The sequence below is a fragment of the Collinsella sp. CLA-JM-H32 genome (assembly GCF_040098165.1).
Taxonomy (GTDB): domain Bacteria; phylum Actinomycetota; class Coriobacteriia; order Coriobacteriales; family Coriobacteriaceae; genus Collinsella.
This window is the reverse complement of record NZ_JBBNMZ010000004.1, coordinates 110,430-135,542: the sequence shown is the minus strand read 5'-3', so window position 1 is coordinate 135,542 and position 25,113 is coordinate 110,430. Positions and strand designations below refer to the sequence as shown.

15 protein-coding genes and 1 tRNA gene are annotated in these 25,113 nt (G+C 59.6%); 4 read left to right on the top strand and 12 right to left on the bottom strand.

Features of this window, described 5'->3' with window-relative positions; all coding sequences use genetic code 11:
• Positions 1-3: 3 nt before the first annotated feature.
• The 5 genes from AAA021_RS03715 to AAA021_RS03695 form a co-directional block, all read right to left on the bottom strand.
• On the bottom strand, positions 4-837 hold the full coding sequence (locus AAA021_RS03715; RefSeq protein WP_195239705.1) for a glycosyltransferase: 834 nt from the start codon (positions 835-837) through the stop codon (positions 4-6).
• Positions 838-1,524, bottom strand: a complete 687-nt coding sequence (locus tag AAA021_RS03710) for a sugar transferase (protein WP_349088053.1) — start codon at positions 1,522-1,524, stop codon at positions 838-840.
• 99 nt (positions 1,525-1,623) lie between these two features.
• Positions 1,624-2,211 carry a hypothetical protein gene (locus AAA021_RS03705; protein ID WP_349088052.1) on the bottom strand — a complete coding sequence of 196 codons (588 nt, stop codon included), beginning with the start codon at positions 2,209-2,211 and terminating at the stop codon, positions 1,624-1,626.
• Positions 2,212-2,538: 327 nt separating this feature from the next.
• A complete protein-coding gene (gene thrS, locus AAA021_RS03700; protein WP_349088051.1) occupies positions 2,539-4,302 on the bottom strand; it encodes a threonine--tRNA ligase in 1,764 nt (587 codons plus the stop codon).
• Positions 4,303-4,528: 226 nt separating this feature from the next.
• The gene (locus AAA021_RS03695) at positions 4,529-4,960 is read right to left on the bottom strand and encodes a zinc ribbon domain-containing protein (protein ID WP_055251579.1); all 432 of its coding nucleotides are present in this window, start codon (positions 4,958-4,960) and stop codon (positions 4,529-4,531) included.
• Between the two features lie 406 nt (positions 4,961-5,366).
• Here AAA021_RS03695 and AAA021_RS03690 point away from each other — a divergent pair, with 406 nt between their 5' ends.
• From AAA021_RS03690 to AAA021_RS03675, 4 genes are all read left to right on the top strand, one after another.
• Positions 5,367-6,821, top strand: coding sequence for an NAD(P)/FAD-dependent oxidoreductase (locus AAA021_RS03690; RefSeq protein ID WP_349088050.1), 1,455 nt, complete (start codon positions 5,367-5,369; stop codon positions 6,819-6,821).
• A gap of 1 nt (position 6,822) precedes the next feature.
• The gene (locus AAA021_RS03685) at positions 6,823-8,169 is read left to right on the top strand and encodes an FAD-dependent oxidoreductase (protein ID WP_349088048.1); all 1,347 of its coding nucleotides are present in this window, start codon (positions 6,823-6,825) and stop codon (positions 8,167-8,169) included.
• A 4-nt stretch (positions 8,170-8,173) separates the two neighbouring features.
• The gene (locus AAA021_RS03680) at positions 8,174-8,572 is read left to right on the top strand and encodes a DUF1667 domain-containing protein (protein WP_349088047.1); all 399 of its coding nucleotides are present in this window, start codon (positions 8,174-8,176) and stop codon (positions 8,570-8,572) included.
• Between the two features lie 456 nt (positions 8,573-9,028).
• Complete coding sequence (locus AAA021_RS03675; protein ID WP_349088046.1) at positions 9,029-10,117, top strand: aminopeptidase P family protein; 1,089 nt, start codon at positions 9,029-9,031, stop codon at positions 10,115-10,117.
• Between the two features lie 222 nt (positions 10,118-10,339).
• Here AAA021_RS03675 and AAA021_RS03670 read toward each other — a convergent pair whose 3' ends face one another.
• The 7 genes from AAA021_RS03670 to AAA021_RS03640 all read right to left on the bottom strand — a co-directional run bounded on the left by AAA021_RS03670 (position 10,340) and on the right by AAA021_RS03640 (position 24,848).
• Positions 10,340-16,066, bottom strand: coding sequence for an Ig-like domain-containing protein (locus AAA021_RS03670; protein ID WP_349088101.1), 5,727 nt, complete (start codon positions 16,064-16,066; stop codon positions 10,340-10,342).
• 455 nt (positions 16,067-16,521) lie between these two features.
• Positions 16,522-17,865 carry a Mur ligase family protein gene (locus AAA021_RS03665; RefSeq protein WP_349088045.1) on the bottom strand — a complete coding sequence of 448 codons (1,344 nt, stop codon included), beginning with the start codon at positions 17,863-17,865 and terminating at the stop codon, positions 16,522-16,524.
• 280 nt (positions 17,866-18,145) lie between these two features.
• Positions 18,146-20,842: a valine--tRNA ligase gene (locus AAA021_RS03660; RefSeq protein WP_349088044.1), complete on the bottom strand. Its 2,697-nt coding sequence runs from the start codon at positions 20,840-20,842 to the stop codon at positions 18,146-18,148.
• A gap of 337 nt (positions 20,843-21,179) precedes the next feature.
• Positions 21,180-22,589 carry an ATP-dependent Clp protease ATP-binding subunit ClpX gene (clpX, locus tag AAA021_RS03655; RefSeq protein WP_349088042.1) on the bottom strand — a complete coding sequence of 470 codons (1,410 nt, stop codon included), beginning with the start codon at positions 22,587-22,589 and terminating at the stop codon, positions 21,180-21,182.
• Position 22,590: 1 nt separating this feature from the next.
• Positions 22,591-23,211: an ATP-dependent Clp protease proteolytic subunit gene (locus tag AAA021_RS03650; RefSeq protein WP_022095182.1), complete on the bottom strand. Its 621-nt coding sequence runs from the start codon at positions 23,209-23,211 to the stop codon at positions 22,591-22,593.
• 163 nt (positions 23,212-23,374) lie between these two features.
• Complete coding sequence (tig, locus tag AAA021_RS03645; protein ID WP_349088041.1) at positions 23,375-24,676, bottom strand: trigger factor; 1,302 nt, start codon at positions 24,674-24,676, stop codon at positions 23,375-23,377.
• Positions 24,677-24,764: 88 nt separating this feature from the next.
• Positions 24,765-24,848: transfer RNA gene (locus AAA021_RS03640), tRNA-Leu, on the bottom strand.
• Positions 24,849-25,113: the final 265 nt, after the last annotated feature.

The window sequence follows — 25,113 nt, the reverse complement described above, 5'->3', positions numbered from 1 at the left end:
TATCTAAGACCTCCTGAGAACAAAACGATATATCAACGCTCTAACGGAATTTGGCATCAGACAGACGACGGCATGCGGTAAATAAGAACAGATATAATCGCATTTTGTGAAATAGCCACGCTCAACTTGAGCACGCTTAAATGCTTTAGCGTACTTAAGATACTGCGAGCCCCCCCTGCGAGCATAGAAATCCCCACTAACGCGCATCGCAACAAGCGGTTCCTTCAGGTTATCCGCCTTGCAGCCACATGCGAGCATCCTGTTAAAAAGGTCCCAATCCTCAAAGTAGAGAAAATCGGAACTGTAGTTACCAGCCTCCATGACTTTCGACTTTCTAAACGTCATAGGAGGATGACGAAAGGGATTTCGCCTTTTGGAATAAGAACGTATAGCGTCGATGCCCTTGGGAAGATCTGTGGACGCAACAGGTTCATTGGGAGTCGTGACGAATTCGATAACATCGCTTCCGACCATATCGAGACCACTATCAATAGCGGCAAGCTGTTTCTCCATACGATCCGGACGAGCTATATCATCAGTGTCCATGCGTGCAACAATTTCGTTAGAGCAAGCAAGGATGCCTTGGCGCAGTGCATACCCAAGTCCATGGTTTTTTTCATACGAAACAAAATTGAACAGTCCGGGATGCAGGAAGTCATAATCTTGGAGCACGTCTTCAAGCTCATGCGTAAGCGGACCATCCTTGACCATGACGATCTCGGCAGGAGAAACCGTTTGATTCAGCATGCTGTCTAAAGCTTGAATTAAAAAGGCAGGATTTTCTTTTTTGTAAATGCTCATCAACACACTGTAAGAAGAAGAAAAGTTTGTCTGCATCTATCGTCCCGTTCTCTTCTTTCCAAACATGGCACCAAAAGTGCCAGTAAAGCACTTCCAATCCATCGCAAAACAACGGTTTTGGACATAGCGAAGCTCAATCTTCTGGCGCAGGCCGCTCTCGAAGGTTGCCTCATTACGATCGGTTGCCTGCCAAAGACCAGTAATACCGGGCTGAACAGAGAGCAGCTCAGCCTTTTCCTCGTCGGAAAAGTGCTGTTCAAGCTCATCCCTTGTAATGGGACGCGGTCCAATAACGGAAAGATCGCCGTTAAGCACGTTCAGGAACTGAGGCATCTCGTCGATAGAGCACTTACGAATAAACTGACCAATCTTGGTAATACGAGGGTCATCGTCAACCTTGCGTTCGACTTCCCACTGATGTAGCTGCTCGGGACTCAGATACTTCTGTACATCGCCAGCATCGGCGACCATACTACGAAGCTTAAAAAGCTTGATAGTCCTTCCGCCTCTGCCGACGCGCTCTTGCGTATACATGGGGCTGCCGGGCGATTCGAGACTAATGAGCACGCACACGATGGCGATAGGAATAAGCAGCAGTACGCTCATCAAAAGACTGAACACCAGATCAAACAGCCTCTTAATAAAGCGGTAACCAAGCGTACCGCTCGGCTTAATCTCTTTAATAGCTAGTGCATCCCCCATTGATGCACAGCTCTCTGTCATTTCCTTAGCAGTCACAGTCAAACTTACGTCCCCGTTCCCCAGGGATCCCCCAATCGGTAAATTCAAAAATGCGAACGAATAGCTGGTGCGACGTCTCCCTTACGTTTTGCTAGGAACGTCGAGCGGTAGCAGCTCCCTAAATGCGGAGTCACCTTCGCCCACGTCTACCAGGCACCAGCGTTTATGGCGGTCGATCTTTTTAACGCGGGCCTCTTGCCCCACCAAGGGACCCTGCTCTATGTGCAACACGCCGTCTTCTATGCGCGCTACGCTGTTGCGCACAACACCGTCGTCCAACACGCTGCGGTACCAGTCCTGTGCATCGTCCGGCATGGGCATGTACGCCCGCTCCCTACTGCCGGCGATGCGACAGCCAAAGCTCAACTGGGCCAAAGCCCTATCGAGCGCGGCGGCATCGTGCGTAGCGACGAAGAAATATTCCTTGTACATGGGTTTGGTTTGGAGCGACCAGGCTCCGTCCCGCTTAAACCAGAACTCCTTTTGCATCACAAAAGCGTCCTGCATAAGGTTGTGCGGAATAATACGGCGGACCTTTTCGCAGGTCTCGCGCTCTTTTCCATGGGGGGTGTGAACCAGATACCAGCGGACGCGGCCGTGCTGGCTGTTGGTGGTGACGCCGTTAAATGCGCCCGGCAGCTGCTCTTGGCGCCGTGCCGTCTGTTCCATGTTCTCGCCCCCCCTCTTTTGGCTTTGCGATGCACGCAAATGCAGGGGCGTTTAGAACAGGCTTCTCGCTCGCAGCTAGGCGCAGTCGCAAAAGTACAGGTTTTTGTATCTTTCGACAGATGACATTATACGAGCAATAAAACAGCGTTTGCCCAAATTACGCAAAATGTACTGCTAGTAGGTACATCTCCATACCCCTCTACAAAAACCTGTACCTTTTTGTGCAACAAAAAAAGCCGCTCAACCAGCGGCTTTCTTATTTCGGCATGAAAAAAAGCGACCGCCCTGTGTGGACGGTCGCCTTTGTTAATTGTTGTGCAGCTTGCCTTAGGCGCGAGTCTCGATCTCCTCGGTCACCTTCGCAACAAACTCGTCAACACTCATCTGAACAGTCTCGTTGGAGCGATCGCGGACGGAGATGTTGCCGGCCTCGACCTCCTTCTCGCCCAGGATGAGCATGTAGGGCACGCGGTCGATGCTGCGGGCCTCGCGGATCTTGTAGCCAATCTTCTCGTCGCGGTCGTCGCAGACCACGCGGATGCCGGCCGCCTCCAGCTTGGCGCACACCTCGTGAGCGTAGTCGCGGCTCTTCTCAGAGACGGGAAGCGCCTTAACCTGCACGGGAGCCAGCCAGGTGGGGAACTTGCCCGCAAAGTGCTCAATCAGAATACCGATGAAGCGCTCGATGGATCCAAAGCACACGCGGTGCAGCATGATGGGGCGCTTCTTGGTGCCGTCGGCGTCCACGTACTCCAGGTCAAAGTTGAGCGGCATCTGGAAGTCGAGCTGGACGGTGCCGCACTGCCAGGTACGGCCGAGCGAGTCCTCCAGGTGGAAGTCGATCTTGGGGCCGTAGAAGGCGCCGTCGCCCTCGTTGACCTCGTAGTCCATGTGCAGCTGCTCCAGAGCGGTGCGCAGGCCCTCCTCGGCGCGAGCCCAGTCCTCGTCCGAACCCATGGAGTCCTCGGGGCGGGTGGAAAGCTCAACGTGGTATTTAAAGCCAAACTTCTGGTACACGGAGTCGATGAGGTTGACCACGCCCACGATCTCGTCGGTCAGCTGGTCGGGACGCACAAACAGGTGGGCGTCGTCCTGGCTAAAGCAGCGCACGCGGAACAGTCCGTGCAGGGCGCCGCGCAGCTCGTGGCGGTGCACCAGGCCAATCTCGCCGGCGCGGATGGGCAGCTCGCGGTAGGAGTGCGGTTTGGAGGCGTACACCAGCACGCCGCCCGGGCAGTTCATGGGCTTAATGCAGTACTCTTCGTCGTCAATGACGGTGGAGTACATGTTGTCCTTGTAGTGGTCCCAGTGGCCCGAGGTCTTCCACAGCTGCTTGTTCATGATGAGCGGCGTGGAGATCTCCACGTAGCCGGCCTTGCGGTGAATCTCGCGCCAATAGTCCAGCAGCGTGTTCTTAAGGATCATGCCGTTGGGCAGGAAGAACGGGAAGCCGGGGGCCTCGTCGCGCATCATAAAGAGGTCCATCTCGCGGCCGATCTTGCGGTGGTCGCGCTTCTTGGCCTCCTCCAGCATGTGCATGTGCTCGTCGAGCTCTTCCTTGGTGGCAAAGGCAACGCCGTTGATGCGGGTGAGCATCTTGTTGTCCTTGTCGCCCTTCCAGTAGGCGCCCGAGACGCCGGTGAGCTTAAAGGCCTTCAGCGCCTTGGTGTAGCAGATGTGGGGGCCGACGCACATGTCGATGTAGTCGCCCTGCTGGTAGAAGGTGATGCGGGCGTCGTCGTCCAGGTCGCCGATGTGCTCGACCTTGTACTTCTCGCCGCGCTCCTCCATAAGGGCGATGGCCTCGGCGCGGGGCTTCTCAAAGACGGTGAACTTAAGGTTCTCCTTAACGATCTTTTTCATCTCGGCCTCGATCGCGGGGAAGTCGTCCTCGCTGATCTTGACGCCCTCGGGCAGGTCGACGTCGTAATAGAAGCCGTTGTCGGTCGCGGGGCCGTAGGCAAAGTCGGCCTCGGGGTACAGGCGCTTGATGGCCTGCGCCATGATGTGCGCGGCGGAGTGGCGGATGACGTGCGTGACCTCGTCCTGCGGGAGCTCGGCCACCGAGCCGTCATTGTAGAGTGCCTTCATGGGTATGTTTTCTCCTCTCGGATGTCTGATGCAAGTGCGTGCGATGCGCTCGGCGTTTTTGACTTGCATCATTATAGGCAGGTTGCCTTGGTATACAAGCGCCCGCCGCACCTTAATGGCACGGCGGGCGATTTTCTACGCATGCTTCATCGTGTGGGGCGGGGCTGCGGGGCGCGCATGGCTTGAGGCGTGCCCGTGGCTTGCGGCCGGCCCGGCGATGGATGCGCTACTGAATGCGAGTTCGGCAGTAGGGGCAGACCTTCCAGTGCGCATCGAGCGGGCGATGGCAGCTGGGGCAGACGTTGCGAACCTGGGTGTCGCACACAGGGCAGACGACGAAGTCCTTCTCGATGGGCGCGCCGCACTGCGGGCAGGTGCCGTACTGGGCAAGCTGACGCTCGCGCAGGGCCATGTCCAGCTCCTGCTCCTCGCGGTCGGACGCGTAGGAGTGCGGGCGCAGGACCAGGTAGGCGATGAGGCCTACAAACGGGATGAGGGCGATGATGCCCCATGCCACGTAGGCGCTGGCGCCGCGGCGGCGAGCGTCGATGAACACATAGACGACCGACAGCACATACAGGGCGATGATAAAGCCAACGAAGGCATAGACGACGCCCATGAGCTGCGGCGACATGAGCTCGGAGATGTACTTGGACATTACGGGTACCTTTCGGAATATTAACAGTCCGGTCAAGTTTACCACGGGGTTTGTTTATATGGGACCACGGCTAGGGGCGGGGCTGGCGCGGACACAAACATCTCAATCTGTAACAAGTGGGAGCGGAATCCGGGTCTAGATGTTACAGATCGAGACAAACGGAGGACCCGCATGGCAAATGTCTCAATCTGTAACAGCCACTCGCCAAAAACAGTCCCAGATGTTACGGATTGAGACAAATCTCAGACACCAGGGACGGCAGACGAGGTTATCGACGTTACAGAGTCTCCCCTCGCCTGCCGTTGGCGGGTGTTGCGAGGCTGTTCGCCGCATTGCCGCCGCACTGGGGGTGTGCGGACCGTAGAATAGTCGTATTGACGGCCTGTCAACTCGTCTGGGAGGCACTGTGACAGAAACGTTTGATATCGCGATTGTCGGCGCGGGCATCACCGGATGCGCCATCGCGCGGCAGCTCGCGCGATTTGACCTTTCCATTTGCGTGGTCGAGGCGGCCAACGACATCGCCTTGGGCGCATCGAAGGCAAATGGCGGCCTGGTGCACGCCGGCTACGATCCGGCGCCGGGAACCGTAAAGGCACAGGTCAACGCCCGTGGTTGCGAGTTGTACGGTACGTGGGCACAGGAACTGGGCTTTCTGTTCTGCCGCACCGGGTCAATGGTGTTGGGCTTTAACGACGAGGACCGTGCGCATCTGGAGCAGCTACGTTGCAACGGCCTTGCCAATGGCGTGCCCGAGCTGTCGATCGTCGGACCCGACCACATCCACGAATTAGAGTCGCGCGCCAATGCCGATGCAACGTGCGCGTTGTGGTGCCCCTCGACTGGCTTTGTTGACCCGTTTGAGGTTGCCATCGCCGCGCTGGAGAACGCCGTGGCCAACGGGGTGACGTTTATGCGGTCCGCGCCGGTGGAAGCGATTGAAGTCGCGGGCTCGGGCGACGACGCGCGCTTTACGCTGGCGACGCCCGTCGGCGATGTGCGCTGCCGCTACCTGATCAATGCCGCGGGCAACGGCGCCGCGGACATCTCGCATATGGCGGGCGCCGAGGAGTTCCAGATGGTCTGGCGTCAGGGCAACATCGTGGTGCTGGACAAGGAGCCGCGCACGCTCATGCCGCTCTACCCCGTGCCGACGCCGGTGTCGAAAGGCGTTATCGTGACGGGCACCGTGCATGGCAACACCGTGATCACCGCCACGGCTGCCGTGCGCGAGCCGGGCGACACGCAGACCTATGCGAGCGATGTGAACGCGCTGCTGACCGGCGCGCGAAAGCTGGTGCCCGATCTGGATACGCGCCGCGTGGTGCGCGCATTTGCCGGCGGGCGTCCGGTCATTCAGGGAACGAACGACTTCTTTATTGGACAGTCGGCCGTGGTGCCGGGGCTTTTCCAGGCGGCAGGCATTCAGTCGCCGGGCGTGGCGAGCGCGCCGGCCATTGCCGAGCGCATGGAGCAGGTTATGCGCGACGCGGGTGTGGTTTTGCGCGAACGGGATGACTGGAACCCAATTCGCCGCGCGCCGGACGACTTTGACCGCGCACCACTGGCGCGCAAGGAGGAGCTGATCGAGTCCGATCCCGCGTGGGGCCAGATTGTCTGCCGCTGCGAGACGGTGCCCGAAGCCGAGATCGTGGCCGCGATCCGACGCCAGCCGGGCGCGGTTTCGGCCGAGGGCGTCAAGCGCCGCTGCCGTGCCGGTATGGGCCGGTGTCAGAGCGGCTTTTGCCAGAGCCGCGTGGTGGCGATTCTGACGCGCGAGTTGGGCTGCAACCCTAGCGAGGTATTACTGGAGGACGCCGGCTCCTGGTTGGTCGAGGGACCTTTGAAGGGGGTGCGCTAGGATGGAGGAGTTCAAATCGAGTGCGATTGATTGCGGCGTCGTAGAAGCCGTACAAACGCAAGCCTTCGACGTGGTCGTTATCGGCGGCGGGCCTGCAGGCATGGCGGCCGCGCTGGCCGCGCATAAGGCCGGCGCACGCGTGGCCATCGTGGAGCGCGAGCAGCACCTGGGCGGCATCCTCCGCCAGTGCATCCACCCCGGCTTTGGCCTGTCGCACTTTAAACAGGAACTCACCGGTCCCGAATACGCACAGCGCTTTATCGACCAGGTGCGCGCAACCGACATTACGCTGTTCCTGGACTGCATGGTGATTGGGATTGATTCGGGCGAGCCTACGGAAGACGCCGCGGTCCATACCGTCACGCTCATGAGCCCCGCCAGCATGCTACGGCTCACCGGGCGCGCGGTCATCCTTGCCATGGGTTGTCGCGAGCGCACGCGCAGCGAGATCAAGATTCCCGGCAGTCGTCCCGCCGGCGTGTTTACGGCCGGCCTGGCGCAGCGATACATCAATATCGAAAACCTCAAACCCGGCTCGCGTGCCGTCATCTTGGGCTCAGGCGACATCGGGCTTATCATGGCGCGCCGCTGCACGCTCGAGGGGATTTCGGTCGAGGGCGTGTACGAGCTCATTCCGTACGCTAACGGCCTGCGCCGCAATGTGAAGAACTGCCTGAACGACTTTGGCATTCCGCTGCACCTGTCCACCACCGTCACACGCGTGATCGGGCACGACCGCGTGGAAGCCGTCGAGGTAAGCCAAGTCGACGAGCGCCTGGCGCCCATTCCGGGGACCGAGCGCATCGTTCCGTGCGACACACTGCTGCTTTCGGTGGGCTTGATTCCCGAGAACGAGCTTTCGGTTGCCGCTGGCGTAGAGCTTGACCCGCGAACGCGCGGCGCCGTGGTGGACCAGAGCCTGCAAACGGGCGTGCCGGGCATCTTTGCCTGCGGCAACGTGCTGCACGTGCACGACCTGGCCGACAACGTAACGACCGAGTCCGAGAGGGCTGGCGCAGCTGCAGCGGCGTACGCGCTGGGGACCGGCGCGGGCACCGTTCCGGACTGGGAGCTCACGGTCTCCCCTGCCGGCATCGCGGGCTACGCGCTGCCGGGACGCATTACGACCGTGACACTCACCAGACTCAACTTCCGTGTGCGCCGACCGGTCGATGCCGCCCGCGTGCGTATTCTAGCAGGCGACGAGGAACTACTTACAGGCAAGGTCCGCCCGTTTAAACCGAGCGTCATGGAGAGCCTCCCGCTGCCGCCAAAGGTGATTCAGCGCGCACTCGACCTAGGTGCTAGCGAAATTGTCCTGTCCGTCGATCCCATCGAGGAGGCGTAAGACCATGAGCATAAACGCGATCGAAACGTTGCAGTTCAACTGCACAACCTGCCCATCTGAGTGCCTCCTGACCGTAGAGGTAGAGCGTGACGAAGACGGCGCCGTGGTAGAAGTGCGCTCCGTAACCGGCAACAACTGCCCGCGCGGCGATAAGTTCGCACATCAGGAGCTCACCTGCCCCATGCGCGTGCTCACCACCACCGTGGCCGTATCCGGAGGCGACGAGGCGTTGCTGCCCGTGCGCACGGCCGAAGCCATCCCGCTGGCACTTCACGCCCAGGTCATGGACCTCATCCGCGGCATGGTCGTCAACGCCCCCATCCGCATGGGCGACGTCGTGCTAGAGAACCTCCTCAATACCAATATCGACCTCATCGCCAGCATGAACATCGACCCTGCCTAAGCAGCTCATTTGGGTCGGGGGTCTTTTAGCTACCCCGCCATCCACCCAGTCCCACCTCAATTGCAGTGAAATAGTTCCTGATTTCCGCCAAAACCCCGGCATCCAGGAACTATTCCACCGCAACTATCCTTGGAATTGGTATTTAGTTTGTGCCTACTTTAGTGCCATTTCAAAACTATGCCGGATTACGGGGCTGATTCGGAGACCCCCATCCATACCGGCAATTTTCGATTTTTGATAAGCCGTCTACCTGCGGTTTTAATTTCGCGATTTTTCCCATGGTCAAGTAATACAGGTCCAGCCCCGTAATCCGCCATACTTTTGAAACCAGCCCATTTGGGACGGGCCTCTTTTAGCTGCTTTTGCCCGCATGGTTGCCAGAGTGACCATGCCAAGGAGTGTCCCAAAGTGCCGGGCTTGGGATACCATGGTGGCAACCTAGCGAAAGGATGATTCATGGCACATGTCGATGACCAGCGTGTGGCGCGCGTGCTCGATGCGCTCGAGGCTCAGCACCCCGGCGCACAGCTGCTCGTAAACGACCCATGGTCGATCTATTACCTGACCGGCTTTTATGCCGATATGTTCGAGCGTTTTTGCGGCGTGCTGCTCGCACGCGGCACCGAGCCGGTGATCCTAGTCAACGCCCTGCACCAGCTGCCAGAGTATGACAATGCGCGCGTCGCCTACCACGCCGATACCGATGTCGTGGCCGACGCCATCGCGCGCGAGATCGACCCGACCAAGCCGCTTGGCATCGACACCGTCATGCGCTCCGGCTTTTTGATGCCCCTTCTGGAGCGCCATGCCGCCAGCGAGTTTTTCCTGGGTGACTTTGCCGTCACCGCCGCACGCACCCACAAGGATACCGCCGAGCAGGAACTCATGCGCGTGTCCTCGGCCGCCAACGACGTCGTGATGGCCGATGTTATCAAGCTCGTCCACGAGGGCGTGACGGAGCGCGAAATTGCCGACCAGATGCTCAGTCTGTATCGCAAGCACGGCTGCGAGGGCTTTAGCTTTCCGCCCATCGTGAGCTTTGGCGCCAACGCCGGCGACCCGCACCACGAGCCCGACGACACGGTACTCAAGCGTGGCGACGTGGTGCTGTTCGACATTGGCGGACGCCATCGTAACTACTGCTCGGACATGACGCGCACGTTCTTTTGGGGCGAGCCGGACGAGGAGACGGCGCGCATCTACGACATCGTGCGCCGTGCCAACGAGGCCGCCGAGGCGCTCATCGCCCCGGGCGCGCGCATGTGCGACCTGGACCGTGCAGCGCGCGACGTGATTGAGGACGCTGGCTACGGCAAGTACTTTACACATCGCCTGGGCCACTCGATTGGTCTGCAGGACCACGAGCCGGGCGACGTCTCGCTTGCCAACGAGCAGGTTGTCGAGCCGGGCATGACGTTCTCCATCGAACCGGGCATCTACCTCCCCGGCCGCACCGGCGTCCGCATCGAGGACTTGGTCCTAGTTACCGAGTCCGGCGTCGAGATTCTAAACGCCTACCCCCACGATCCGGTCCGCTTAGGCTAACCTCATCCCCAAGTCCCCAAACTAAGTTGCGGTGAAATACGGACTGCTTAAGGCTTCTAGCCCATAAAATAGTCCCTATTTCACCGCAACTGCCAAGGGGACCAGGGTAGTCAAAAAGCCCCGTCCCAAATTAGCTGCCCTGATGGCAAAACGAAAGGCCTCCCGATTCCCCAACGAGAACCGGGAGGCCTTCTTGTGACCTAAAGCACTACGCTCTCGACGCTACTCCGCGCGATGGCGCAGTTTTTCGATCGCCGCGGCAATCAGCGCCAGCAGGCCGGTTCCGCCAAGCGCTGCGACGGCCACGGCAGTGTTGTCACCCGTCTCGGCCAGGCTTCCCTTAGCGGCCTTCTTGCCATTCTTCTTGCCCGAAGGATCCTTGGCATCGGGCTTGGCACCGTTATCCTTGCCGCCTGTCGGTTCCTGTACAACAACAGGCTCAACAACCTCGACGGTCACCGAAGCAGTGAGCTGCTGAGGCACCGGCGTCTCCGCAGCGCCATCTTCGGCAAGCGTCGCAATAGCCGCGGCGTCGCCGTCAACGGGCATCGTCGCCGTAATGACGACGGTTCCGTTCTTGAGGGCCTTGACCTTGCCGTTCTCGACCGTAGCGATCGTCGGGTCGGACGAGGTCCACGTCACGTTACCACGCAGCAGCGCGCCATCAGCCGCATTGCTCGCCGCGGCAGCAAGGTCAATTGCCTTGCCGCGCTCTACCTTGAGCACGGTTTCGGCAGTCGTGGCCTTCCCGTTTTGGTCAACGATAACGAGGTCCTTGGCTGCCGGGCGCGGCTTAACGCGCACCATGCAGCTGACCGTAAGCTCCGTGCCGCGAACCTTACCGCCCACGGTCACATCATCGGCACCCCAATCCAGTGTGGGGACATTCTCCCAATCGACGTCGTAGTCCTCCTGGCTGCCATCCTTCATCATCACGGAGACCTTCTTGGGCAGCGCCTTCAGCACATCGGCGACAGAGCTTGCCTCAAACACCTCAACGGGAGCGAACGTCGCAGGCCTCACGGGAATCTCGCTTGCCGGCGTCTCGACGACCAGCTTGCAGGTCGCCTTGAGCGTCGTGCCCTCAACGGAGCCCTCGAGCGTGTACTCGCCGACAGAGGGAAGCTGCTTGTCCAGGCCATCCGTATTCCATGTGACCACGGCCTCATCCGTGTGGCCATCGGAGTACGTCACGGCAACCTTCTTGGGCAGCTGCCCCGTCACGGTGTCGGCCTTGGCATCGCGCTCAACCGTAATCTGCGGCACATCGGCTACCTTATTGATCGTCGTCGTGGAGGTGACGACAACTTCGACAGGCAGGTTGCCGTTCACCGTCACGCCCTTGGCGACGACGCTGTTGCCGTACGCCGCAGCCGCGGCGGGAACCTCAGACCACGTAACCTCGGACTCCACCTTCGTCTTACCGTCTTTCATAAGGACCGTCGCCTTAACGCCCTTGAGCGCCTCGCGCACGGCGTCAGCAGACGAACCCTCGGGAACGCTAACGCCCGCGACAGGCTCAACAGACGCCGGAATCTCGGCATCGCTCTTCACGACCGTAATCGTGCACTCTGCCTTTTGATCGGTACCGGCAACCTTGCCCTTGACCGTGACCTCGCCCTCCTTGGCAAAGTCCTTGTCGGAGAGACCCTTGGTGTCCCACTTCACGTCGACATCGAACTCGGTATCATCCGAGTAAATCGCCGTGACCGTGGCAGGCAGCTTAGCCAAAACGTCGTCCGCCTTGGTGCCGCGCACGACCACAATGTCTTCAGCGACATCGATGTCGACAATATGCGCCGTCACCTTGACCTGAGCCTTAACGGTCATGCCGTTGTCCGTTAGACCCGTAACCTCAAACTCGGTGCCGGCACGGCCCAGGCTGTCGACCTGAGACCACTTAACGGGCGTCTCGTTCTTGGTCTTACCGTCCTTCATGACAACCGTCACCTTGGACGGCAGCTTTTCCATAAGGTCGCTGACCTTGGCATTGTCCGCAATCTCAATAGCATCGATCGGCTCGACGTGGTCGGGCGTCTGGGCATCCTGATCCACCACGGTCACATTGCAGGTCACCTTGGCACCGTTGAGCTTAACCGTGCCCGTGATCGCCACGGTGCCGGTTCCGTTGAGCAGCTTGTCCGTGACGTTCGAAAGATCCCAAACGTCAATGTCGAGCAAATCGGTCGAGCCGTCGGAGTAAGTCGCCACAACTTGCTTGGGCATCTGGGCGTACAGATCCTGCTTGGACGTGCCCTTGGCAACACTAAACGACTTGGCCTCGAGCTTGGTAATGGTTCGCGGCGCCTCGGAGACGTTGACGTACACGATAGCGTTGACGTTGTCGACATCCTTGAGCTTACCGACGAGTTTGTATGTGCCCTTCTTGGCGAGCGGCTTGGAGAGGTCGATGCCGTCGGTGTCGGTCCACTTTTCGATCTCGATGCCGCCTAAACTGCCCCGAGTATCCCGCGCTGAGCCATCCGAGAAATATACGGACACGGCATCTGGCAGCTCCAGCATCGATCCGACCGTGGTGTTGACCACGACCGCCTCGGGCTGCAGTGCAACCTTCTTTGCCTTCTTATCGGCAACCGTCACCTTGGCAGTCACGTTGCCGTTCTCATCCACACCGACCTTCTGGCCGTCATCGTCAAGCAGCGCCATAACAGCAGCGGCATTAAAGCCGACCACATGGCCCGTCGCATAGAACGTGCCAGGCCGCTCGTACTTCTCGGGCGCAATCGGATCCCAATCAATAGCCGCCGTCGAAACGGAGCCGTCGCTCATCTCGACCGCCATCTTGGAAGGCATGGCAGGCGCAGTGCCCGCCTTGGTGGTCACTGCGGTCTCGCCGTTATCGATTGCCTTCTCAACACCTTGGATAACGATCTTGGTCTGAACAGTGAGACCGGTGTTAGTGCCGTCACCGTATCCGTCGAGGCCGCTTGCAAACAGCGTGCCAGACACTGTCGTGACCTGACCCGACTCTCCGGTATAAACCGAGGGACGAACGTAATCCCATTGAACCTGGGCATTATGAGTTTTGCCGTCACTCGTGGCAACCGAGACATTCCACGGCAGCTCGGGGAAAACACCGCTGGCCGTATTAATGCGCTCAGGAACGCTAACGGAGGTGACGGAACAGACGTCAACAGTGATTGTCGCCTCGGCACCACCTTGGAGCTTGCCCTTCACCTTAAACGAACCGTCCTTGGCATACGCGTCTTCGGCGACACGGTCCCATGTGACCTTTTCGCGCTGGGGCTCAGAAGACACATCGTTGTCGTATCGAACCTCAAGGTATTCCGGCAGCATCGGCTTGGTGCCGGGGACGGTCCATATGGTTCCGCCCTGAACCGAGGTTGCCTTACTCGCGATCTTAACGGTGGCAGTAATCGGAACGTCAACCGCCTGCATGCCGTACCCTGCATTAAAGCTAATTGTTGCAGTGCCGCGAACAACGCCACCCTGAGTCCAATCAAAACCTTTCGTGTTCCACTTGACCTCGGCGTATTTATGCGAATAGTCCGGATGTTCTGCCACATCAGAACTGACAAGATCGACATAGCTGGGAAGCATAGCGGTACCGTCGCTGCCCTTGAGCACTGTAATGGTTTGTGGCTGAGCCTCCCAGTTTTTAGTCACGATGACGTGCACTTTCACGGGGATATTCGTTCCGACGACCGTTCCGGTAATCGTGCAGTCCTTCTGGGGGCACCTATCGTAGGTATCCCAGTTGACGCCAAGACTGTCAAAAGTCGTTCCATCCTGCAATACGCCGGACACGTAGAAGTAGTCCAGATTGACTTCCTCGCCGGGATAGATAACGCGCCAGTCCTCGTACGACTGTCCAAGCGTCACACCGTTATCGCTATAGTTGTTAACGCCCTTGACCTCGCCGCACGCCGCTGTCGCATGGATCTTTGCCAACGAGCCAGTGATAGTACCGGTAATTTCGTACTCGCCAGGCTTGCCGTCCAGCAGTTCTTGAGAAAACTCATCCCAGCTATAAGGCTGCCCCGACGAATACTGGGGATAGAACGAGCTGCCATCCGACAAATACAGCGTGGATGTGTAGCGCGGAGCCAGAAGTCCGGCGCCGGGAACATAAGCAATCTTGCCGATGTTGCTGTCCTCGAGATCGCAGACGTTGACCGTCGCCGTAGCCGGAATGTTAGAGCCGGTAAAATATCCGCTAACCGTAATCTGGCCAAGGTTCTTTAGGGCGTCCTGACTAATCGTCGACCACTGAACGGGGAAATTGCCTCGCGAGCCATTCCACATCGTGGCCTCGATTGAACCCGGCATATTGGGCTGGCAACCGATAAGCGTGCTTGTCGATGTCGAGGAAGGCATCTGCAGGGCGCGGACGGAGATGGTCGCCGTGACTCGGTTGCTGTCACCCAGCTCCACCTGAGTAGACGATGAAGATGAGGTATTGGTCCAATACGACAGCGAACCGGAAAGCTTAAACGACCCCTCGCTTGCCACCTGCGCGTCCAAAATGGGGTCCCACGCAATGTTGCACTGCTTCTTTGTACCGTCGGTGAATGCAACCTCAATGCTGTAGGGAAGACCGCCGCCCGTTGTAGGACGTACGCCGACGGGCGTGTTAACGGGAGCAAGAGCGTCGATAGAGGCAACTTCTTTGACCTCGACCTGAGCAGTTACCTTTAGGCCATTAGCGGCTGAAGATTCGTTATATGTCACAAGCGTGCCCGTGACCGTATAGGTACCTGCCTTTTGAAATTGAGACACGTCGGCGTTGTCCCAATTAACCTGATAACCTTGGGTGTATGTAGTGTTATTTGACTGCGTAAACGGGAAATAGACATACGTGCTAAGAGGAGAAATGTCGCCGACCACGCGCTCGAACCTCAGAGAATTAAGATCGAGTACGTCCTTAGGATCTTTGACGGTAACGGTGCAGGTAACCTCACGGTAATCAAAACCGTTTAGTTTACCTTTAACCGTAAACGAGCCCACCTTAGAGTAAAGCGACGCGTCGAAAGAATCCCAAGACACCGGGATCTGCTCGGTGGCGCCGCTATCAAAGACAACCGAAGCAGAATACGGCAGAGACGGGACCTCACCAGTTAGGGTCGTACACGTCAACTCGGTCTGGACGCTCTTAACAGAGCGGACTGCGACCGTGCACTGTGCGAGCATAGAGGGATAGCTCTTCAAATGTCCCTCGACAACAAAGGTTCCTTCCTTTTGGTACTGATCAGCCGAGATCTCATTCCACTCAACAGGGCATGTATAAGATTGACCATTTGAATAATTGACCGAAATGCTGGACGGAAGCGCGGGAGCAATACCAGCTGCAGTCCATACCCATGAGCCATTACTGGTTGAACGGGGAACGTACACCTTGAGCACACCACTCACTTTGTACGGCTCCGCGAGCGTGATCCAGTTGTTGTTCACGCTAACGCCGGTAATCTGTCCGGTAATGGGGACTTCGGATTCCTCCGTCGCCGTATCAAATGCCGTCTGCGACTTTTCGTCCCAATCAACATACGCCGAGGTCTCGGTGCCATCCGACAGCTTTACCTTAACGCTCGAAGATTGGATCTGGCCGTAGTAATCGGCACCGACGTATTTTTCCAGAATCGGGTTGGCGTCGATCGACTCGACCGTAATGCCACTTTCGTTACTCGTCTCTGTGACATCGGGGGCGTTTACTGCCGCCGGATCTACCACTGCCGGGTCCGCCGTAACAGCTTCGACAACCACGCGCTGCTTGACCGTCTGCGTGGTGCCGTCGACGGTACCCTCAAACTCATACGAGCCGGCAGGCAGCTGTACCAGAGTTGCCGGAGCATCAGCGCCGTTCAACTTCCAGGTGACGTTTTCCTGCTTGGTGGTACCGCTCTCGTAGGTTGCCGTTACAGTCTGGGGCAGCGTGGCGTCGGAACCCTCAGCAACATGAAGCTCGTTCAGGCTGGCAAAAGAGGCAATCTTATCTTCACTCTGGTCTTGCGAGGTTGCCTGACCGGTGTCCGCAGACGCGGCAGCCGCACCCGTCGCATCACTTTGTTCGGCAACGACTTGGGTGGTATCACCCTACATCATCTCGGCGAACGCCTGCGGCGGCACCGAGCCGACCGTCATCGTCAGAGCCAGACCCGCGGTAATGGCCGCGTTGACATGCCTTCTGTTCATGTTTCCTCCCGACACGCTCAACGGACCAAACAGCACTGGTCCGATTGGCAAGTTAAGTTGAGCGTATCCTTCGCCAATGGAGGTTTGCAATATGCCACAGGTTAAGCGGCATAAATGGTTTCGTAAACGGGCACCCAAGCGCAGCCAATTTGAGTTGCGGTGATATACGGACTGTTTGAGGCTTCTGGCTTGTAAAACAGTCCGTATTTCACCGCAACTGCTGAGGGGATGGGTTAGCGCAGCAGGCCGGCTACTTCGCCGGCTAGGGTGATGGTGCCGGCTGCTACGAAGGGCTCGCCCGCGGCATCGAGGGCTGCAAGGGCCTCGGAAACGCTGGGGTATACGCCCGCGAGCTTATCGGCGTCCACAAGGGCGGCGAGCTCCTCTGCCGGCAGGGCGCGATCGGAATCGGTCTGGGTTACGACCACACGCGGGAAGGCCGGAATCAGAACATCGACAATACCGGCCACATCCTTGTCGGCCAGTGCGGCGCACAGCAGCGTGGGGCGATTCTCGACGCACGGATCTATCTCGTCCAGCGCGCTCACAAAGTTCTCGCAGCTCTGGGGGTTATGGCAGGCGTCGATCAGCTTGAGCGGATCGGTTCCCAGCACATCAAAGCGACCCGGCGTGGGGCAGCCCATAAGAGAAGCGTCGAGCGACTCGTGGTCGAGCTCGCGGACCAGATAGCCCTCGCACAGCATAATCGCACACGCGGCATTCTGCGGCTGATATGCCGGCTTGACCATACTCGACGTATAGATCGCACGCGGCGTGGTGCAGCTGAACTCAACCGTGTCGCCCACATGCGCCGGCACCTTAGTCGTGGCGTGGCTCACCACAAGCGGCACGACGCCGCACTCGCGACAACGAGCATCCATCGCGCGTTGAACGCTCGCCTCGTGTGTACCCTCGCCCAAAACAACCAAGCGCCCGGGTTTGATAACCGCAGCCTTCTCACCCGCAATGGCCTCGAGCGTGTCGCCCAAAATACGTGTGTGATCGAGCCCAATGCCCGTAATGGCAACGGCGACAGGATCGGTCGCACTCGTAGCATCCCAGCGTCCGCCCATGCCGACCTCAAGCACGGCCACGTCCACGCAAGCCTCGGCAAACACCACAAGTGCGGCGGCCGTCAGCAGGTCAAACGGAGTAATGGTATAGGCGCGCTCCCCCGCCGCCACACGGTGCGCATTCACCCGACGTCCCGCCTCAACAGCGGCAGAAACGCCACGGGCAAAGGCCTCGTCACTCACAACGCGCCCATCGACCTCCATGCGCTCGGGATAACGCACCAGCTGCGGCGACGTATACAGCGCGGTCTTGAGCCCCTCGCCGCGAAGAATAGCAGCCGAAAAACGCGTGGTCGAAGTCTTGCCATTGGTACCGGCAACCTGAATGCAATCAAAATACTCATCCGGACGCCCCAGCTCATCGAGCATATCGACAACCGCCTCGAGCAGAGGACCAGCATCCCCAGAAATCCGCCCCGTATCAGCAGCCAGCCCAACAGCCTCATCAAACGAAAGCAACTCAAACGAGAAAGGAACGACATACGACCCAGAACGCTTAGCCATAACCCAAAGTCCCCCATAACAGAAAAAGAGACCCACCAAAAAGAATGAGCCCCTCGCGTTGACAATATCAGCCTTTATCCGCTTGCAGCGAGATCAAGGCCACAACCAAGTGGCCCCAACCTACCAGTTGTAAACAACCACGTAAGCGAACTAGGAGCGGCCCGACGCTTTGCTCGCCGCAAGTTCCGCACGCAAAGGACAGCACTTAATGTGCTGTCCGTCTTGCGCAGGACTGTCCGCAGCGGAGAGCAAAGCGTCGGGCCGCGTCCCCCAGTACCGCCTACGAGAAGTCAGCAACCTGAGCAGTCAGCGCCGCCAGGATCTCCTTGAGCTCAGCTGCACGGTCCCTCTTCTTCTGGACCACCGCGGGCGCGGCCTTGGCCACAAAGCCCTCGTTCGCGAGCGTCTTCTCGCAGCCGGCGAGCTCCTTCTGGGCCGCGGCAATCTCCTTCTCCAGGCGCGCCTTCTCGGCCGAAAGATCAACCTTGCCCTCGAGCACCACAAAGACCTCGACGCCGCTATCAACCACGGCGATGCTCGCAGCCGGCTTCTCGACGTTGGTACCCATGACCAGCGAAGCGGTGTTGGCCAGCGGCTCAATGGTCGAGCGCAGGCTCTCGAGCTTCTCGATGTCCTCGGCACCGGCGCGCACGACCACGTCGAGCTCGGCCTTGGGGCTCAAGCGATAACGCGAACGCGTGGCGCGGGCGGCGGAAACGACCGTGCGGCACAGCTCAAACGCGCGCTCGGCGTCCTCGTCAACATACTTGGCGTAGTCGGCGGGCTCCGGCCACTTGGCGATCATGAGCGCCTCGGCGCGGTTCAGGTTGCCCTCGGCGTCCAGGTCGAGCACGCTCGCCGGCATGTTGTCCCAGATCTCCTCGGTAACAAACGGCATGAGCGGGTGCATCAGGCGAATGGAGGTGTCGAGCACAAAGATCAGGTTGCGCTGGGCCTGCAGACGGCCCTCGCCCTTCAGGCGGGCCTTGGTGACCTCGACGTACCAGTCGCAGACCTCGTTCCAGAAGAACTGCTGCACGCCGCGGGCCATGTCGCCAAAGGTGTAGTTCTCAATACCCTCGGTGACCATCTTCACGGCCTTGGCCAGGCGGCTGAACATCCAGGCGTCGGCCGGCGTCTCCACGACGGGCTCGCCGGGCGTGTAGCCCTCCATGTTCATAAGCAGGAAGCGGCTTGCGTTCCAGATCTTGGTCACAAACGACTTAGCCTGGTCGGTACGCGGGCTGTCGATAAGCTTCTTGGTCTTCTTATCGATGTTCGCATCGAACTTGACGTCCTGGTTGTTGGTGCACAGCGTCAGCAGGTTGTAGCGCATGGCATCGGCGCCGTACATGCCAATGAGGTCCATGGGGTCAACACCGTTGCCCTTGGACTTGGACATGCGGCTGCCGTCCTTGGCAAGAATCGTCGGGTAGATGACGACATCCTTAAACGGCACCTCGTCCAGGAAGTACAGCGAGCTCATGACCATGCGGGCGACCCACAGCGCGATGATGTCGCGCGCGGTGACGAGCGCCGTCGTGGGATGATGGCCCTCGAGCAGCTCCGGCTTTTGCGGCCAGCCCTGCGTGGCGAAAGTCCACAGCTGCGAGCTGAACCAGGTGTCCAGCACGTTCTCGTCCTGATGCACGTGATGACCGCCGCACTTGGGGCACACATCGGTGTCCTCGGTCAGGGCATCCTCCCAGCCGCAGTCCTCGCAGTAGAACACGGGGATGCGGTGGCCCCACCACAGCTGGCGGCTGATGCACCAGTCCTTGAGGTTCTCCATCCAGGTGGTGTAGGTCTGCGTCCAACGCGCGGGGTGGAAGGTGACCTTGCCGGAGTTGACGGCGTCGAGCGCCGGCCCCTTGAGCTTGTCGACGGCCACAAACCACTGCTCGGACAGCCACGGCTCAAGCGCGGCGTCGCAGCGGTAGCAGTGCATGACGGAGTGATCGAGGTCCTCGACGTGATCGAGCAGGTCGTGCTCCTCGAACCACTTGATGACGGCCTCGCGGCACTCGTCGCGGTTCATGCCGGTGAACTCGCCATAGCCCTCGACGACCACCGCGTGCTCGTCAAAGATGTTGATCTGCGGCAGGTCGTGGGCCTGACCCATGGCGTAATCGTTGGGGTCGTGGGCCGGGGTAACCTTGACAAAGCCGGAGCCAAAGTTGGCGTCGACATGCCAATCCTCAAAGATGGGAATCTCGCGGTCGACGATGGGGAGCTTGACGGTCTTACCCACAAAGGCGGCCTTCTCGGGGTCCTTCGGGGAAACGGCGACGCCCGTGTCGCCGAGCATGGTCTCGGGGCGCGTGGTGGCGACGACGATGTAGTCCTGGCCGTTGACCGGCTCGGTCAGCGGGTAGCGCAGGTGCCACAGGTGGCCCTTCTCGTCCTTGTACTCGGCCTCGTCGTCCGAGATAGCGGTGGTGCAGTTGGGGCACCAGTTGACGATGCGCTTGCCACGGTAGATCAGGCCGTCGTGGTACCAGTCGCAAAAGACCTTGCGTACGGCCTGCGCGTAGTCCTCGTCCATGGTAAAGCGCTCGTTATCAAAGTCGACGGAGCAGCCCATACGCTTGATCTGCTCGACGATGATGCCGCCGTACTCGTGGGTCCAATCCCAGCAGGCATCGACGAACTTGTCGCGGCCAATCTCCAGACGACTAATGCCCTCGCTCTTGAGCTTTTTGTCGACCTTGGTCTGCGTGGCGATACCGGCGTGGTCGGTACCCAAGACCCAGCGCGTGGACTTGCCGCGCATACGGGCCATACGGATGATGGCGTCCTGGATGGAGTCGTCGGTGGCGTGGCCCATGTGGAGCTTGCCGGTCACGTTGGGAGGCGGAATGGTGACGGTGCAGTCGCCCACGCCCTCGCGGCGCTTATAGTAGCCGCCGTCGAGCCACTTCTGCAGGATCGCCGGCTCGTTGGTCGACGGATCGTAGTTCTTGGGCATCTCTTCCATATATCTCTCCCTTGCCCGTCGGCGTGTCCGCCTGCTTGGTTTTCGCTCGGTCAGGTCCTGACTCGCACGAAGAGCACATTAAGTGCTCTTCGGCTCGTGCGGAATCTACGAAAACCAAGCAGGCGGACACGCCTTAGGTATCGATTACTTCAGTCTGAAGGTACTAACTTGACAATCTCACAGAATAGCACAGGCATACCTGCCGAAAAGGGACAGGTTTATTTTGGTAGGTTTTATCAGGGGAAACGACATTTGCCCATATAAAACCGACCAAAATAAACCTGTCCCTAAATGGCAGGCCCCGCGGTGGTTGCCGCGGGGCCTGGATTCAATCTATTTACCCGTAGATGCGCTGGGGCTGCTCTTCGCCCTTTACGGAGGCTTCGGTCACGACGACCTTGGAAACGCCATCCTCGCTGGGGAGGTCGAACATCGTCTGCTGCAGCACGTCCTCGCAGATGGAGCGCAGGCCGCGGGCGCCGGTCTTGCGGGCGAGCGCCATGCGGGCGATCTCGTGCAGGGCCGCGTCCTCAAACTCAAGTTCAACGTCCTCGAGCTGGAACATCTTGCGGTACTGACGCACCACGGCGTTCTTGGGCTCGGTCAGAATCGACACCAAGTCGTCCTCGTCGAGCGCCTGCGTCTGGGTGACGACGGGCGTACGTCCCACAAACTCGGGGATCATGCCAAAGGCGTTGAGGTCCTGCGGGAGCACCTGGCGCAGCAGGTCGTTCTCGTCGACCGAGGTGGGGCCGGCGATCTCGGAGTTAAAGCCCACGCCCTTGTTGCCCACGCGGTCGGCGATGATCTTGTCCAGACCCACAAAGGCACCACCGCAGATGAACAGGATGTTGGTCGTGTCGATCTGCAGCAGCTCCTGCTGAGGATGCTTGCGGCCGCCGGTGGGCGGAACACTTGCCACCGTGCCCTCAAGAATCTTAAGCAGCGCCTGCTGAACGCCCTCGCCCGAAACATCGCGGGTGATGGAGAGGTTCTCGGCCTTGCGGGCGATCTTGTCGATCTCGTCCACGTAGATAATGCCAACCTGTGCGCGCTCAATGTCGCCATCGGCGGCGTTGATGAGCTTGAGCAGGATGTTCTCCACGTCCTCGCCAACGTAACCTGCCTCAGTAAGCGCGGTGGCATCGGCGATGGCAAACGGCACCTCGAGGATGCGCGCAAGCGTCTGGGCGAGCAGGGTCTTGCCGGTACCAGTGGGACCGAGCAGCAGGATGTTGGACTTGGCGAGCTCCACCTCATCCATATCATCGTCGAGTTGCGAGTCCAAGCCGTCGTCAAAGGCAGACACCGCAGCACCGCCCTCGATCACGCGACGGTAATGGTTGTACACGGCAACCGACATGGCACGCTTGGCGTCCTCCTGGCCCATAACATAGGCCGAAAGCTCGTCATAGATCTCGTGCGGCGTCGGCACATGTGTAATGACCTGACGGGCATCATCCTCGAGCTCAAAGCCCTCGGCCTCGGGGTCAACGGCGGGCTGGGACGCAGCCTGGCCGTGATCGTTGAGGAAGCCCGGCAGCTTGCCGTTGCGGGCAGCGTCCATAAAGTCCGAAGCCAGCGACTCCTCCAAGATCTCGGAGCAGGCGGCGACGCACTCGTCGCAGATAAAGATGTTGGTCGGGCCCTTCACCAGACGGCGAACCTGCCCCTGCTCTTTTCCACAGAAGGAGCAGCGGATGGGGTTGCCGTTCTCGTCGAAGTTGTCCTGCATGTTACCGGCCATCCTAGGCGTCCTTCGCGGCAAGGTCGCGCGAGGTGACGATACGGTCGATCAGGCCGTAGTCGAGGGCCTCGGCAGCGGTCAGGTAGTTATCGCGCTCGGTATCGGCCTGGACCTTCTCGATGGGCTGACCCGATGCGTCGGACAGGATCTGGTTGAGCTCGCGACGGGTCTTTTTGATCTCCTCGGCCACGATCTCGATTTCGGTCTGCTGGCCCTGGGCACCGCCACTGGGCTGGTGAATCATGACCTTGGAGTGCGGCAGGCAGAAGCGCTTGCCCTTGGCGCCGGCCGAAAGCAGCACGGCGGCCATAGACGCGGCCATGCCGACGCAAATGGTCGAGACCTGCGGCTTAATGAAGTTCATGGTGTCAAGAATCGCCAGACCGGAGTAGACCTCGCCACCGGGCGAATTGATGTAGAGCGAGATATCCTTCTCGGCATCCTGGCTCTCAAGATGCAGCAGCTGGGCAACGACCAGGTTGGCGCTGACGGAGTTGATCTCCTCGCCCAAGAAGATGATGCGGTCGTTGAGCAGGCGCGAATAGATATCGTAGCTGCGCTCGCCGCGCGGCGTCTGCTCGATAACGTATGGCACGAGGGCGGAATCGAACTTAGCGATCATACGCATCTCCATTTCTCTCTTGCGGACCAAATAGGTTCTAGATAAACGTACGGTGCCCGCATGCTATGCATTGGCTGGCACCGTACGAAGCAACCGGATAACCGGTGTATAACTTTACCCCATCACGGGCGCACCCATGCGCTCGCGGGCAAGGTGGCGAGAATTACTCGGCGTCCTTGGCGGTCTCGTCGACCTCGGTCACCTTGGCGTTCTCGACCAGGTGGTCGACAGCCTTGGAGCGACGGATGGACTCGCGGACGGCAGGCATGCGGCCATCGGCGATGAACTCGGCCTTGGAAGCCTCGACGTCCTTGACGCCAGCCTTCTCGAACTCGGCGTTGATGTCGTCCTCGGTGACCTCAATCTTGAGCTCACGGGCGAGGGCGTCCAGAGCCAGGGACTCACGGGCAACGTCGTTGGCCTGCTTGTGAAGGTCGCCGATGAACTGCTCCATGGTCAGGCCGGAAGCGGGCAGCCAAGTGTCCAGGGTCATGCCGCGGGCAGCGAGGTTGGACAGGAAGTTCTGGCCAAGCTCCTCAAAGACGGACTGCTCGTAGTCGGCATCCATCTCGTCGAGCTGCAGGCGCTCGGCGAGAGCGGAGACGCAACGGTTCTCCTTCTCGGCCGGCAGGCGGGAAGCCTTGTCCTGCTCGATCTCGATCTTGATGGCGTCGCGCATGGCATCGATGCTGTCGAAGCCAAAGTCGGACTTGACGAGCTCGTCGGTGAGCTCGGGGGTGTTGCGGACCTTGATGCCCTTGACGGTGACCTCGACGGTGTGGGTCTCGGCCTCCTCGCCCTCCTCGACCTCGTCGGTCCAGGTAACGGTCTTGACGTCGTCAACGTTAGCGCCGATCAGGGCCTCGTTGAACTCCTTGGGGTTGCTGTCGCTACCGGCGATGAGCATACGGCCCTCGGCGGCAAAGTTGTCAGCGTTCTCGACGGCCTTGAGGTCGACGGTGACGTAGTCCTCGGCCTCGACGGCGCGACCCTCGACGCCCTCGAAGGTGGCACGGTAGTTGAGGAGCATCTCGACCTGGTTGTTGATCTCGGACTCGGTGACCTCCGCGGGGGGCATCTCGATCTCGACAGCGTCGAAGGAGGAGAGCTCAGCAGCAGGACGCAGGGAGAACTCGACGGTGTAGGTGTAGTCCTCGTGATCCTTGGCGAGGTCGAGCTCCTTGTAGTCACCGTTCTTGGTGGGGACGATGTCCAGCTCGTTGAGGACGGCGGGCTCGTTGGCGGCGATCAGGTCGTTGGTGGCCTGAGCGAGGGTAGCCTCGGCGCCAAGTGCGGAGTCGATGACCGGACGGGGAGCCTTACCGGCACGGAAGCCCGGGAAGCGGCACTTCTTGGCGGTGTCCTTGTAGGCCTTCTTGATCGCGGCGTCGACGTCAGCGGCCGGGATGGTGACCGTAGCGGTGAGCTTGGCGTCCTTGACGTCAGAAGCGGTGATGTTCAACACGTTCCTCCTCATACTGCCCAGCTTATCTGAGGTGCTGGTACCTTTATGCAACAAAGTGTCGCGACGGCCGAGGCCGACGCTGGTGCGTTGGTGCGGGCGAAAGGACTCGAACCTTCACGGGAATCCCACCAGAACCTAAATCTGGCGCGTCTACCAATTCCGCCACGCCCGCATGAGCGCACAGACTAGGAATGATAGCAGATACGAACGACAAGCGCACGCACACCTTTTACAAGCTCACGACCTCACCACGAGTGCGCATCGGATCCCCCGCCGCCCCATCGAAGTTGCGGTGGAATAGGGACTGTTTGGGGCTCCAGTCCTCCAAAACAGTCCCTATTCCACCACAACTTCGGCGGGACTCGGCAGCCTGGCGATGCTGGCCATGCGCCGGAAAGCGTGTCCCGGTTTGGGGCCTCGGAATGGGATGTAATTTC